Here is a 14,645-nt window from a genome sequence, read left to right as displayed (position 1 = left end):
TCAAAATGGACGGGTCGAAAGTGTCAGACTTAAGCAATTAAGCGTTTTTCGCTATCTGCGTCAACCCCGTTGACGCGACCACCCTAAAAAAGTGGCGTGGTGAGGAATCGCCGTCCGTTTTACGGCGGCGAGGATGTCAAATTAAGATTACTCAGAATGCGTCTCCATCCCCTTCAGAAATCCCATGACTCAACCGCAAGCACAACGCATCCTCTACGTTAGACTCCCCTGTAACCCCATTTTCCCCATCGGTGTCGTTTATCTTTCCGACCACGTTCATAAACTATTCCCCGACATCGAACAAAGGATTTTTGACCTTGGTACAGTCCCCCCCTTAGACTTTAACCAAGCCCTCGATCGCTGTGTTGACGAATTTCGACCCACCCTGCTAGTATTCTCCTGGCGGGATATTCAAATATATGCTCCCGTCGGTGGTCGCGGTGGCAATCCCCTGCAAAACGCCTTTGAATTTTACTACGCTAAAAACCCCCTAATCAAGCTGCGAGGTGCTTTAGGAGGTTTAAAGGTGACAACAGCCTACTACGGCGAATTATGGCGCAATCAGGGACTAATTCGCCGAGGGTTGCAGCGGGCCAAAAAATACCATCCCGAAGCGCGAGTTATCGTCGGGGGTGGTGCCGTCAGTGTTTTCTACGAACAACTAAAAACCAAACTGCCCACAGGAACAATTGTATCAGTGGGAGAAGGGGAAACCCTGCTAGAAAAATTCCTCTCCGGCCGGGACTTTAGCGATGAACGTTGTTATGTCGTCGGAGAAACCACACCCCGGCCGCGTTTAATCCACGAATCCCCCACCCCCTTAGAAAAATCCGCTTGCAACTACGACTATATCGCCAGTATTTGGCCGGAATTTTCCTACTATTTCCAAGAAAACGACTTTTATATCGGGGTACAAACCAAGCGCGGCTGTCCCCATAACTGCTGCTACTGCATCTATACCGTCGTCGAAGGTAAACAAGTACGCATTAATCCAGCAGACGAAGTAGTTAAGGAAATGCGCCAATTATACGACCGAGGCATTCGCAATTTCTGGTTTACCGATGCCCAATTTATCCCTGCAAGAAAATTTATCGACGATGTAGAAGAACTATTAGAAAAAATCCTCGCTGCTGGGATGAAAGATATACGTTGGGCTGCCTATATTCGTGCCGATAATCTCACCCCAAAACTATGCGATTTAATGGTAAAAACAGGCATGAATTACTTTGAAATTGGCATCACCGCTGGCTCTCAGGAATTAGTCCGCAAAATGCGTATGGGCTATAATTTGCGGACAGTTCTGCAAAATTGTCGAGACTTAAAAGCGGCCGGTTTTAATGATCTGGTTTCGGTAAATTATTCCTTTAATGTTATTGATGAAACCCTAGAAACTATTCGTCAAACCATCGCCTATCATCGAGAATTAGAAAATATTTTTGGAGTCGATAAAGTGGAACCAGCCATCTTTTTTATCGGACTACAACCCCACACCCATCTAGAAGAATACGCCCTCAAAAAAGAAATTATTAAACCCGACTACGATCCCATGAGTTTAATGCCCTGGACAGCCAAAAAACTGCTCTGGAATCCTGAACCTTTGGGGTCATTTTTGGGCGAAGTTTGTCTGCAAGCATGGCGACAAAATCCCGATGATTTTGGACGGGAAGTGCTGAAAATTTTGGAAGCAAGACTAGGGAAAGCCGATTTAGAATCCGCTTTAACCGCACCGATAGAAACTAAGGAAAAAGTCTTAACTCCTGCTTAAAAATTAATTTTAGTCAATCCCAAGGCAGCAATTAGCGTTAGCATAAGTCTGAAATCAGGAGATAATAAATTCTTCTTTACCGGTAACTGCAAAATGACCGACCATCGCCCCCATTGGCTAGAATTAGCGGAATATATCGCCCTAGGCTTAACCCTGCTTACCCTTATGGCCATGGGTGCCGGGTTTTTGCTTTTATTCCTCCTAGTAGTGACTTTCGGGTTGAATATTCTCAATCGTCTCCGAGAAAGAACCCTGCAACGTCAACGCTTAACTGAGATGACCGGTCAATTACAGAGTCAGTGGGAAGAAGAAAAAGAAGCTTTATCAGCACAAATACAGTCCCTGAGTCCCGCGGTGGCCAGGGATAACGCCCGTGCGGTCGCAGAATTAGAGGAGAATATTCTCGCCCTCGAACAGTCCTACAATCAAATTATTCAATATATCAACCGTAACGCGCTGCTCGAACGCATCGAACATCTGGAAAAATCCTACGGTCGTTTACACAGAGAGATTTTGCCGATTAACGAAGAATCGGCCGATATTAGCGCAACAAAAGCGGAAAATGAGCCACAAATCACCCTACCCGCCCTTAATTTAACTCCCACTTCCCCCCCCGTCGATATACCCCATTGGCACTATTATCGCCGTCTGACCGCCCATCGGGAAATGATCACAGCGATCGCAATTACCGAGGATCAACGGTTTTTAATTAGCGTTAGTTGGGATCGTACCCTAAAAATCTGGGATTTTGCGAGAGGAACCCTGATTAATACGGTTGAAGCTCATGATCAGGGCATTTTAGCCCTAGCAGTCACCAGAAACGGCGATTATCATCTAGCGACGGGAGGATTCGATCAAACCGTTAAATTATGGACTTTAGCCAGCGATGCCAGTAATCTGGAATTAGAGCAAATTTTCCTCGGTCATCTCGGTTCGATTCACGGCCTGGATTTTGCCCCCCGTTGGCATTTTTTGGTTAGTGGTAGTTACGATCAAACCCTAAAACAGTGGAATTTAGAGCAGGAAACCGAAGAATTTAGTTCCTATGACAGTCTGGGGGCAATTTATGCCCTAGCAGTGGCTCCTAATCAAGATTTTATTGCCGCAGCTGGAGGTGATGGCACTGTCACCCTCTGGCAATTGGGATCGGGAGCAAAAATCGCCGTCTTATCCGGTAACGTTTCTTCGGTGCAGAGTCTTGCAATCGCTGCCGATGGTCAGATTATTGCCGCCGGTTGTGTGGATGGTACGGTGAAAATCTGGCAATACGACCCGGAGAAAAGCGGTCATTTTGCGCCAATTCGGGTGATTAATGCCCATAATGGTCAGGTGACAAGCTTGCTATTCGCAGAGGAGGGTCAGTGGTTATTTACCGGGGGAACCGACGGAGAGATTAAAATCTGGTTAGCCAATTATCAACAGGCGATCGCAACTCTCACCGCCACCAATGAGCGATCATCGCCGATCTCCAGTTTAGTTCTCAGCCCCGATTATTGCCACCTAGCGGCGGCCGCGGCCGATGGCAGCATCACCATCTGGGAAAATATCACTTAATGGTCGATCGAACTAGAAAAATTGTATAATGTAATGTCCCGGACTCGGTCGGGCCAGTTTGACCCAAAGAAAAAGTGACTGAGTTAACTGTCGTTTCTGCCTAATAGTTGTCATCGGGGCATCGAGAACGCGAGAGCGATCGCTTATCCCAGAATCATTACCCATAGTAAAAAATTCAGAATGAAGACTCCAACAGATCAAAGATTTGATTACGTCAAAATCGGTTTAGCGTCCCCCGAGAGAATTCGGCAATGGGGAGAAAGAACCCTACCTAACGGTCAAGTCGTCGGAGAAGTAACCAAACCAGAAACGATCAACTATCGGACTCTTAAACCGGAAATGGATGGGTTATTCTGCGAGAAAATTTTTGGCCCCTCGAAAGACTGGGAATGTTGGTGTGGTAAATACAAACGCGTCCGTCACCGGGGGATTGTCTGTGAACGTTGCGGGGTAGAAGTCACCGAGTCGCGGGTACGTCGTCATCGCATGGGTTTTATCAAATTAGCCGCCCCCGTCACCCACGTTTGGTATCTTAAAGGTATTCCCAGTTATCTCAGTATCCTGCTCGATATGCCCCTGCGGGACGTGGAGCAAATCGTCTATTTTAATGCCTATGTGGTTCTCGATCCGGGTAATGCGAGCAATCTTAGTTATAAACAACTCCTCAGCGAAGATCAATGGTTAGAGATCGAAGAAGAAATCTACGCAGAGGATTCGGAATTAGTCGGTATTGAAGTGGGGATCGGGGCCGAGGCTATCCAAAGACTCTTACAGGAAATTAACCTGGAAGAAGAAGCGGAAAGACTGCGGACGGAAATTGTCGAAAGTAAGGGGCAAAAACGGGCAAAATTAATTAAACGTCTCCGGGTAATCGATAACTTTATCGCCACGGGTTCTCAGGCAGAATGGATGGTTTTAAGCGTAATTCCCGTGATTCCCCCCGATTTACGCCCGATGGTGCAGTTGGACGGCGGCCGTTTTGCCACCTCTGACCTGAACGATCTCTACCGTCGGGTGATTAACCGCAATAACCGTTTATCCCGTCTGCAAGAAATTCTCGCCCCCGAAATTATCGTCCGCAACGAAAAACGGATGTTACAGGAGGCCGTCGATGCTTTAATTGATAACGGTCGTCGTGGTCGCACGGTGGTGGGAGCCAATAATCGCGCCCTGAAGTCTTTATCGGATATTATCGAGGGTAAACAGGGGCGTTTCCGTCAAAATCTCCTCGGTAAACGGGTGGACTATTCGGGACGTTCGGTTATCGTTGTCGGTCCGAAATTGAAGATCTATCAATGCGGTTTACCCAGGGAAATGGCGATCGAATTGTTCCAACCCTTCGTTATCCATCGTTTAATTAAATTAGGCATCGTCAATAATATCAAGGCGGCCAAGAAAATGATCCAACGGGGGGATGTCAACGTTTGGCACGTCTTGGATGAAGTGATCACGGGACACCCGGTGATGTTAAACCGCGCCCCCACCCTGCACCGTTTGGGCATTCAGGCGTTTGAACCGATATTGGTGGAGGGCCGGGCGATTCAGTTACATCCCCTCGTCTGTCCCGCTTTTAACGCTGACTTTGACGGGGACCAAATGGCCGTACATATTCCCCTCTCCCTGGAAGCACAATCGGAAGCGCGCCTGTTGATGTTAGCTTGTCATAATATTCTCTCACCGGCGACCGGTCGTCCGATTGTTGCCCCTTCTCAGGATATGGTTTTGGGTTGTTATTATCTCACGGCCGAAAATCCCAAGGCCCAAAAGGGTGGAGGTCGTTATTTCGCCAGCATGGATGACGCTATTCGCTCTTTCGATCAGGGATTGGTGGATCTGCACGCTTCTGTGTGGTTGCGTTTACCGGTCGGAGAAAAGGTGAAAACCAATAAACCCGATGAGGAAGTCCTGGAAACGGAAACTCTCCCCGATGGCAGCATCTGGAAATATTATCGGGAGCGCAAAACCCGCGAGAAGGATGGTCAGATAATTTCCCAGTATGTGCGTACTACTGTAGGGCGAATTATCTACAATAAGACGATTCTAGAAGCTTTGGTGGTCTAGAGAGAGATTGAACTAGGGTGGGCAATGCCCACCTTAATTTTTAGGGTAAAGCGGCAATACATTCTATTTCCACTAGCACATCTTTGGGAAGACGGGCCACTTCCACACAGGCCCGGGCCGGCGCAGTTTCCGGGGGGAAATAACGGGCATAAACTTGATTCATTGCCCCGAAATTGGCTAAATCCGAGAGAAAGACGGTAGTTTTCACCACATTTGACCAATTGGCTCCTGCGGCGGTTAAAATGCCCTCTAGATTGGCCATAACTTGTTCGGTTTGGGCGCTAATTTCCCCGGAGACGATTTCACCCGTGACGGGATCTAGGGGAATTTGTCCCGCAACAAAGAGAAAAGGACCAGTAGCGGCGATCGCTTGATTATAGGGACCCACAGGGGCCGGAGCTTTATCAGTACGGATGACCTGATTATTCATGGGCAGGATAGTTAAAAAAGATAACATTGAATCAATTGAATATTTTCCCAGTTTTTCGAGCGCTTACAGTTAATTTTCGCTGGTTAGGGGGTTTAATTTTGACTGATTGTCTTTGTCGAAGATGCGCTAAAAGCGATCCTGTGAGAAATAAGTCAACAGTTATGACGTTGCAATTCTGCATCTAACTCTGTTAACCAAGCATATATTCTCTCAAAATTATATTTAGTTTTAGAAGGAGCGTCATAAGTTGTCAAAGTACCTTTAGTATGAGTATGAGCAGCTTGATTGCGACTTCTCTTTAGATTAACAAGATAACCTTTTAAAGCACTAATTTTACCAGTTGTTTCTAACTGTTCTTCGATTTTTTCTAATGTTGCTAAACCAATAACCATCATCAACATTTTTCTAAAAGCTTCATATTGAAAGTTAGAGTTAGGCTTAATAATCTCGTCTTTGATGAATTTTTGGTTGGCTTCGGACTTTAAGCATCGTTTAGCACATCTTAAAACTATATCATCCATAGTTTCCTCGATCCAGCCACATAATTCTATAAGAGCTAGTTTAGAATAAGAAGAAGTTTTTTGATCATCAGCTGTAGGGTCATTATAGAGTTGATCAAGCCAGTTTAACGTCTTGAGTAAATAATCTTTAGTAACCATTACCAGTAGATGAAAAAATTTTGATAGATGTATTAATTCTCTCTAAAGCCTTATCTTTTTGATAAATACCACCAGCTAAATTTTTAGTCAAAAATGGTTCAGATTTTATTAATCTAGAATAATTGTCTTGTAATTTATCATTGGAGAGCTTGACTAAAGTATCTAAATTTTTGGCAACTCCTAAGAGAATTCCCTCAGCAATAACTTTACTGGTTTTGAGAGGTTCCTTTTTGAAGATTCTATCATAAATCAAGTCAACAGTTTGCTTGAATAATTGATCTTGATCTTGAATAAAATCTTCGTGAGCAAATCTATGTTTATACATATAATCATTTAAAAATCCTGTCAATTTCCCCTTGTAGTTCTGGTATTCATCATAAAAAGCAAAGAAACGAAGCACTAATTCTTCATCTTCAAATCGAGATGCTTTTTTCTGCTTTCGATCCATCAGCAAAAGCCAGTTTTCATATTGAGCGCATTTTTTTAAAAAACTATTAAACTCGCCATTATAGATACAATTTCTGATCTCCTGATTATTGAGTTTTACTCCACCAGTATTTAAGCGATGGAAAATGTTAAAAATATAATTATTATGAGTTTTTTTGCTGGAGTCATAGCGAATCATGGTGATGGGAATAGTCATATTTTCTACGCGTTCATATAATTCTTCATGCTGAGTTTTTATTTCCTCAACTGTTTTTCCAGAAATAGACGAATCTACATCAGCTAATTTTGATAGCTTCCAATTTTCAGTAGTTAAAAATTTGACGATGGTACTAATTCGTTGTAATCCATCGATGATATAGCGTTTATCTGTCTTATAGTCAAGACTAATACACATACTAGGAATCGGTAACTGTTTCATTAAACTATCAATAAAACGAGTTTGTTGTGGATCAGTCCACACCACATCTCTTTGAAAATCTGGATCGATAACCAATTGTTTTTTTTGATACATTCTAACTAGATCAGAGCAGGATCGCTGCTCATTGTAAGCAATAATATCCGCAGGAGGAAAATCCACATCATCTTCTTCCTCTAGATACTTTTCTTCTTCGGCTGCTAGTAATTTCTCTTCTTGACTGAGATAATTAACCATAATTTTTATCCGTCCTAATATTGCCAATTCAAAAATGAAACGCACGACTCCTTAAGAGTTGACAGAAAAAGGCTCATCAGGTACTGTCTGATCAATACAACAACAGATCAGACACAAAAACGAAGCCACCAACATCTTAACATAGAACAAAGAAACTTGCTCTATCAACTTGGTCAAGAGGGAAATTTATCTCAACGGCAAATGGCAGCTGGGATGTCATCAAAGCACGACCAAAGCGAGAATTAAGAAGGAATCAAGGTTCCCTCGGATGCTATCTACTGAAAATTGGTATCTTCATCGATTAAGTTAGCAATGCGAGTATAATAATCCAGTAATCCAGTGACAGGATAGCGGTCTGCTAGAGCGATCGAGGGAATATAAGGTATGATTAGATAGTCTTCTGAATCTATATCTATATTTTTGTCAATATCCTTTTGGAAAATTTGCCAAGCATGAGTAACTTTAGTTATTCCCGTATCACTTAAATCGGGAACGGGTGAAAAAACAAAATTAAGCGAAAGTCGGCCAAAAGAAGTCAAAGATTTCAAAACAAGCTCGATTCCTTTTTGATTTTGTTCGTTAGGAAATAAAAAAATAATTGCTTCGTTGGCTGCCTGTAGTAAAGATAAAGCTCCCCATTCATTGATTCCAGTACACGAATCTACTAAGATAAGATCAGGTTTTAACTGATTTTGAATCTCTCGACTAAAAGTTGACCAGAGTGTTTCCCCATTATCGAGAATTGTTGTTGCTCGCAGATCATCAACTTTAGTAATGTAATCAAGACTCAAATAACCCGCAGGAACAATAAATAGTCTTCCCGTTGCATCGGGAATATTAACTTCTCCAAATATTTTAGTGATATTAATCTTTGCTTCTACACCTTCTGGTAAATAGGATTTTTCATAAAAATAGTCCACAATTCCGTATTCCGGTAAGGGATTTAAGGGAAAAGCTGTGCTTAACCCCGGTGCTTCTAAATCCAAGTCAACAGCTACTACTTTACGACCTCGCATCGCTAAAATCCAAGCAACATGAATTAAAGCAGTTGTCCTACCTACTCCCCCTTTAAAAGAATAAAAAGTTACGGTTCTAGGAAGACAAAGTTCGGGAGAAGACGGTGATTGATTTTGTGGATTAGCTGACCACAAGGCTAAATCCTGCCAAGTGTGAATTGATTTTGCGTCCAGAAGTTGTGGAGCTTTTAGATCGAGAGAGGCTGCCTCCTGAATAGTATATAAAGATATAAAACCTAAAGATTTATGCTGTTGTCCTATGTCATTTTTAACTGCTTCTCTTCGCTGAGTTGTTGATAAATTTTTAAACTTATCACTGACGATAGTTATATTCAAAAGTCCAGCAGTAGATAGATTGAGATCAACCCATTCTTGTGCTTTTTTTTGAACATATATATCTGTTAATTTTTGTTTCAGTGATCTTAACCAAGTTTCTGACATAACTATCTCCTTAAAGTTGAGTAGCTTGAGAAATAAGCCAATTTTTCAGACCTGTATAAGCTGATAACCACTCTTTGTATTTATCGTCATTCGGTTCACTGCTGGAATAACGCATATCTATAAAATTTTGACTAGGGTTTTCTACCGGTTTTTCTACTATATTAATCCATTTTATCACGTCTGGATAATTTTGAACTCTCGAATAGAGACGATTATTACTTTTTAGAGCTGCTGTCAAACTGTGACCCGGATTAGTTATGGTATGTCCAGGGTTATTGGACTTAGTTTTCCATTCTTTATTGGATACCGAAGCTAAGATCATAGATTTCAGCAAACATTCGATCGTAATACCTCCAAAGTGCATAGCAGCTATTTTCCTATTAGATTCACAAAGTATTTCTGTATCTTGATGACGTTCTGAAAAAGCTGATTGGTAATCTTCCATCCCTAATTATCTATTCCCTAGAGTTAATACCTGTGAATAAGTTTTTAGCTGAGGATTAAACAAGGGTACTTTATTAGACAATAAAGCACCCTTTTAATTTAGCTTAGAACTCTCCTTTTAAAGCGGCATTACAGCGCTCACAAATAGTGGGATCATCGGCAAATTTTCCCACTTGAGTGGAATAATTCCAACAGCGATCGCATTTTTCGCCGTCTGCTTTGACAATTCCCACCGAAACAAAGTCCGATTCTCCCTTATATTCTGCGGTTTGAATTGCGCTAATATCCCTGACTAATTCCACTTGAGAAGAGAGAAATAGATAACGCAATTCATCGACTTTATTCCCCGTCAAACTATCACAATTGTTGAATAATTCTAACTCCTGTTTTAAGGTTTCATCGGGAACATAAAGTAAAACTTTTGCCTCTAAAGAAGCGCCGATCGCTTTATCATTTCTGGCAGTTTCCATCACCTTATTAACTTCGGTGCGTAGCTGCCGGAATTTGGCCCATTTATCGGCCAATTCGCGATTATTCCAAGCAGGATCGATGTTTAGCCATCCTGACTCAAACACCGATAAATAAGGAGTTTTGTAGGGGAGAAATTGCCAGATATCTTCCGCTAGATGAGACAGGACAGGAGCGATCGCTTTAGCGAGATTTTCTAAAGCAATAGCATAGACTGTTTGACAACTGCGACGACGGAAAGAATTAGGATCAGAAATGTATAAACGATCCTTAGCGATGTCGATATAAAAGTTAGATAAATCGACAACACAAAAATTCTGTACCGTCTGGAAAAAGCGGAAAAATTGGAAACTTTCAAAAGCTGCCGTTACTTCCGTAAACACTTCCGAGATACGATGTAACATATAGCGATCAATCTCCGGTAGATCTTCATAAGCTACCGCATCTTTAACGGGATCAAAATCATTTAAACTCCCCAGTAAAAACCTGGCAGTATTACGGATTTTATTACGGATATCTACCAACTGTTTGAGAATATTTTGACCGATATTCACATCATTGGTATAGTCCACCGAGGACACCCATAACCGAATCACATCCACCCCATAAGCGGGTTCTTTTTTCTGGTCTTTACCACCATTAATGATCACATTAGGATCGATGACATTACCCAGAGATTTACTCATTTTTCGTCCCTGTTCATCCAAAACAAAACCGTGAGTTAACACCGTTTTATAGGGAGCAATACCATTAGCAGCGACACTGGTTAATAAACTCGATTGAAACCATCCCCGATGCTGATCCGATCCTTCTAGATACATATCCGCAGGATAACTTAATTCTGGTCGAGCATTAGCCACTGCATTCCAACTAGAACCAGAATCAAACCACACATCCATAGTATCCATTCCCTTGCGATAACTGCGACCATTATCGCGATAACTGGGAGGTAACAATTCCTCTACCGATAACTCCCACCAAGCATTAGAACCCTTGACAGCGAAGATAGCTTGAACGTGATTAATCGTCTCCTCCGTTAACAGAGGTTCATTCGTTTCTTCGTCATAAAAAACAGGAATAGGAACCCCCCAACTGCGCTGACGAGAGATACACCAATCGCTTCTTTCACTGACCATAGAAGTGATGCGATTCTTACCCGTTGCAGGAATCCAACGCACCGAATCAATCGCTTCTAAAGCTAATTCTCGGAATCCTTCCACAGAAGCAAACCATTGTTCTGTTGCGCGGAAAATTGTCGGTTTTTTGGTTCTCCAATCGTAGGGATATTTATGCTGGTATGCTTCCTCTTTCAGTAACGCACCCTTTTCTGTCAGTGCTAAAATGATTGCTTCATTGGCATCTTTCAAGACATTTAAACCCGCAAATTGTCCCGCTTCTGCGGTGAAATTTCCCTTATCATCGACAGGAGAAAGTATCGGTAAACCGTAACGTTGGCCGACGATATAATCCTCCTGACCATGACCGGGAGCAGTATGAACTAATCCGGTCCCAGAATCGGTGGTGACATAATCCCCACCGATGAGAATAGCACTTTCTCTGTCAAACAAAGGATGACGATATTTAGTATGTTCTAATTCCAGACCTTTAACCGTTGCTTTAATCGTCAAAGTTGTGTTAAAAGTGTCGGCCAATTTTTCGACTAAATCCGTCGCTACAATTAGATAATTAGACTCGCTAGTTTCCACCACTGAATAGTTTAATTCTGGGTTTAATGCGACGGCCAAATTCCCGGGTAAAGTCCAGGGAGTAGTCGTCCAGATAGCGACGGATAAATTAGGCAAAAATGGCGTTAAAACTGGGGTTGAAACTGACGTAATCGGAAAAGCAACATAGACACTGCGAGAAGTGTGACCTTCAGGATATTCTAATTCGGCCTCAGCTAAAGCGGTTTGAGAACTGGGACTCCAGTGAACCGGTTTTAGTCCCCGATAAATATAACCTTTCAGGGCCATTTTTCCGAATACGGCAATTTGAGCGGCCTCGTATTCAGGTTGTAGGGTTAAATAGGGATTTTCCCAGTCTCCCCAGACTCCATACCTTTTGAAACCTTCACACTGTTCTTTTTGCGTTTGAAGGGCAAAATCGTGGGCTTTCTGACGTAATTTCAAAGGGGTTAGACCCTCTTTTTCCGAGCTTTTGAGACTTTGTAAAACCTTCAGTTCGATCGGCAACCCGTGACAATCCCAACCCGGCACATAGCGCACTTTGTAGCCTTGCAGCAGTTTATATTTATTGATAATGTCTTTGAGAATTTTATTTAAAGCATGACCGATATGCAGAGACCCGTTAGCGTAGGGTGGTCCATCGTGGAGAATAAATAATTCTTTGGGGTTATTTTGCGCTAATTTCTCATATATTTGCTCATCTTGCCAGAATTTCTGGATTTCTGGCTCACGTTTGCTGGCATTTGCTCGCATATCAAAGTCAGTTTGGGGCAAATTAACGGTATCTTTGTAACTTTTAGCGTTGGACATTCTGGCAAACCTATGGATATCAATCGTTTTCGGGATTCATTCCTAAATAACGTCTCTTTGAGAGTCGTTATTTCTATTTTGTCACATAATTGTAATATTTATATTACAAATGACAATCATTGATCTATTAGTCTACCGAGATTGAGTCCAAGAGCAATGATTCCGAAAGGCTATAATTTAGTTATTCGAGAATAGGGAGCATGAGGACCATGGTGACGAATCCTAATTTTTTTTATGTCTCTCCAGAAGTGTATCTAGAAGGGGAAAGAGTCAGTCCGATCAAGCACGAGTACCGAAAAGGACGGATTTATGCGATGGTAGGGGCAAAAAAGCCGCATATTGTCTTAAATACTAATCTAGCCACTTTATTGAATATCCATCTCGATGATAGTCCCTGTCTTGTTCTCACTTCCGATATCAAAGTCCGGTTAGAGGAGGCAAATTGTTATTATTATCCCGATATTGCGGTGGTTTGTGACGAGAGAGAGATTAACAATACCGATGATTTTATTCTCTATCCCGTTCTGATTATTGAAGTATTATCGAAATCTACGGAATCCTTTGATAGGGGTGATAAATTTAGCGATTATCAAACCTGTCCCACCTTAAAAGAATACATTCTTATCCATCAAAACCAGATGAAAATTGAATGTCACCGTCGCGAGGATTCGGTAATCTGGAAAGAACAGATCTATGAAGCGGGAGATGAGGTAGAATTTACCCGTGTAGGATTCCGGGGATCGATCGCTTCTATCTATCGCAAAGTCCCCGGTTTGGTATGATTACAATTCTTTTTTGACAGCGCACTTTTATGTTCCTAGGGATAGGGGTAAATCTGTCTCCCTTTGCCTACAAACCGAGATGATCAGGCATTTAATTCTATTTATCAAACCTGTAGGAAGTTTTCGTTTTGGGTAGCTGTTCGTCAATACCAAATTAGGTTATACTTTATGTCTATGGGAAAGGCTGTAAATTGCGATCAAAAAACAGAAATTTAGCGATCGCTGTTAGTTCCCAACTGCCCTAGGGAACAATAAACATAGCTGAAAGACAGCACTCGATCGTGTAAGGTCAGGGCAAACCCTAATTACTGTCATAATATTTCTCAAAAAAAGCGGAGAAAAAAGCAAGTTCTGCCCTTCTCTCCTCCAGTCTAGCGATTAATTACATGGAAACAGCAGTGAGTAATTTTTAATTACTATTCACCGCTTTAGTAAGCACCGTTATTTTTGGGAAAAACCACAACACCGATAGTTCTGAAGATTACCCAGATATCGGTTAACCAGTTACGCGAATTAACGTAATACACATCCATCTGCACCCGCAGGGGATAGGGGATGTCATTACGTCCGGAAACTTGCCATAAACCAGTCAAACCGGGGCGAATAGTTAAAACTTTGTCGATGCGATTGCCATATTTCTGCAATTCTTCGGGAACTAAAGGCCGCGGACCGACGACGCTCATATCTCCTCGCAGGACGTTCCAGAATTGGGGAAACTCGTCTAAACTGGTTAAGCGGAGAAACTTGCCAATCCAAGTTATACGGGGATCGTCCTTAAGCTTGAAATTATCCTCGAATTCCGCCCGCAGTTGGGGAGAGTCTTCCATCAGTCTCTCTAATACCTTATCCGCATCCATTACCATAGTACGGAATTTAATACAGTTGAAATGCTGGAAGTTTTGACCGACGCGCTTCTGCACATAGAAGACCGGACCGGGGGAACTAATCGCGATCAATAAGGCTAAGATTAAATAAAGCGGCGAAAAGAAAATTAGAACCGATAGGGAGAAAACGATATCGAATAATCGTTTTGAGGTATCGCCGTCTAAAGCTATTAACCAAGATTTTTGATGCCGTCTACCAGAGACCGAAGGTTTGAACCCTCGCTTCATCAAAGCTTGTAGAGCCTTGACGGAGATAAGTTGGCTATTAGCAGTCATCTTACTCCTTCACATCACACACACCACACAGTACCCATGATAAAGCCACAAGACCGAAAAAACAAGTCTTCAGTCCAATAAATGGCACTGGCAATTTTAGAGCCTTTGTACTGAACAATCTCTAATTAGGGTTTGCGGCTAGGTCAGTGGCTTTTGTTCGGGCGTTGGTAGCTGGTGGCGGTGTGTTGGTTTCGTTTCCGTCTGGGGTTTGTCCTATTGGTTTACTTCCTTCCTCTTCGTCTAGTCGTTGTTTCAGTGGCTTGGGTTCTGG

11 protein-coding genes and 1 pseudogene are annotated in these 14,645 nt (G+C 42.4%); 5 read left to right on the top strand and 7 right to left on the bottom strand.

Features of this window, described 5'->3' with window-relative positions:
- Positions 1 to 184 precede the first annotated feature (184 nt).
- The 3 genes from IM322_RS15835 (at position 185) to IM322_RS15825 (ending at position 5,380) form a co-directional block, all read left to right on the top strand.
- Positions 185 to 1,765, top strand: a complete 1,581-nt coding sequence (locus IM322_RS15835; RefSeq protein ID WP_287077633.1) for a photosystem II high light acclimation radical SAM protein — start codon at positions 185 to 187, stop codon at positions 1,763 to 1,765.
- 42 nt (positions 1,766 to 1,807) lie between these two features.
- Entirely contained in the window at positions 1,808 to 3,319 is a 1,512-nt protein-coding gene (locus IM322_RS15830) for a WD40 repeat domain-containing protein (protein WP_287673921.1), read from the top strand.
- A 180-nt stretch (positions 3,320 to 3,499) separates the two neighbouring features.
- Positions 3,500 to 5,380: a DNA-directed RNA polymerase subunit gamma gene (locus IM322_RS15825; protein ID WP_286826035.1), complete on the top strand. Its 1,881-nt coding sequence runs from the start codon at positions 3,500 to 3,502 to the stop codon at positions 5,378 to 5,380.
- Between the two features lie 40 nt (positions 5,381 to 5,420).
- Here IM322_RS15825 and IM322_RS15820 read toward each other — a convergent pair whose 3' ends face one another.
- The 3 genes from IM322_RS15820 to IM322_RS15810 all read right to left on the bottom strand — a co-directional run bounded on the left by IM322_RS15820 (position 5,421) and on the right by IM322_RS15810 (position 7,568).
- Positions 5,421 to 5,837, bottom strand: a complete 417-nt coding sequence (locus IM322_RS15820) for a RidA family protein (protein ID WP_286826036.1) — start codon at positions 5,835 to 5,837, stop codon at positions 5,421 to 5,423.
- Positions 5,838 to 5,962: 125 nt separating this feature from the next.
- A complete protein-coding gene (locus IM322_RS15815) occupies positions 5,963 to 6,469 on the bottom strand; it encodes a HEPN domain-containing protein (RefSeq protein ID WP_287673919.1) in 507 nt (168 codons plus the stop codon).
- Positions 6,459 to 7,568, bottom strand: coding sequence for a DUF262 domain-containing protein (locus IM322_RS15810; protein WP_287673917.1), 1,110 nt, complete (start codon positions 7,566 to 7,568; stop codon positions 6,459 to 6,461). The genes IM322_RS15815 and IM322_RS15810 overlap by 11 nt, the downstream gene beginning before the upstream one ends.
- Positions 7,569 to 7,658: 90 nt before the next feature.
- On the opposite strand from IM322_RS15810, the pseudogene IM322_RS15805 reads away from it, so the two are divergent.
- A pseudogene (locus IM322_RS15805) lies at positions 7,659 to 7,846 on the top strand (hypothetical protein); the annotation flags it as partial.
- On the opposite strand, the gene IM322_RS15800 reads toward IM322_RS15805, so the two are convergent.
- The 3 genes from IM322_RS15800 to ileS all read right to left on the bottom strand — a co-directional run bounded on the left by IM322_RS15800 (position 7,844) and on the right by ileS (position 12,432).
- A complete protein-coding gene (locus IM322_RS15800; protein WP_287673915.1) occupies positions 7,844 to 9,025 on the bottom strand; it encodes a ParA family protein in 1,182 nt (393 codons plus the stop codon). The pseudogene IM322_RS15805 and the gene IM322_RS15800 overlap by 3 nt on opposite strands.
- A gap of 10 nt (positions 9,026 to 9,035) precedes the next feature.
- Positions 9,036 to 9,470, bottom strand: coding sequence for a hypothetical protein (locus tag IM322_RS15795; protein WP_287673913.1), 435 nt, complete (start codon positions 9,468 to 9,470; stop codon positions 9,036 to 9,038).
- 103 nt (positions 9,471 to 9,573) lie between these two features.
- Positions 9,574 to 12,432, bottom strand: a complete 2,859-nt coding sequence (ileS, locus tag IM322_RS15790) for an isoleucine--tRNA ligase (protein WP_287673912.1) — start codon at positions 12,430 to 12,432, stop codon at positions 9,574 to 9,576.
- A gap of 209 nt (positions 12,433 to 12,641) precedes the next feature.
- Between ileS and IM322_RS15785 the strand changes: the two genes are divergently transcribed.
- Positions 12,642 to 13,214, top strand: a complete 573-nt coding sequence (locus tag IM322_RS15785) for a Uma2 family endonuclease (protein WP_287673911.1) — start codon at positions 12,642 to 12,644, stop codon at positions 13,212 to 13,214.
- Between the two features lie 428 nt (positions 13,215 to 13,642).
- Here IM322_RS15785 and IM322_RS15780 read toward each other — a convergent pair whose 3' ends face one another.
- Positions 13,643 to 14,374 (bottom strand): undecaprenyl-phosphate galactose phosphotransferase family protein, encoded by a 732-nt coding sequence (locus IM322_RS15780; protein WP_002760967.1) that lies wholly within the window; start codon positions 14,372 to 14,374, stop codon positions 13,643 to 13,645.
- Positions 14,375 to 14,645 lie beyond the last annotated feature (271 nt).

Source organism: Microcystis sp. M109S1 (assembly GCF_020247025.1).
Classification (GTDB): Bacteria; Cyanobacteriota; Cyanobacteriia; order Cyanobacteriales; family Microcystaceae; genus Microcystis.
Note: the sequence above shows the minus strand (reverse complement) of the source record. Positions and strands in the feature narration are given on the sequence as shown.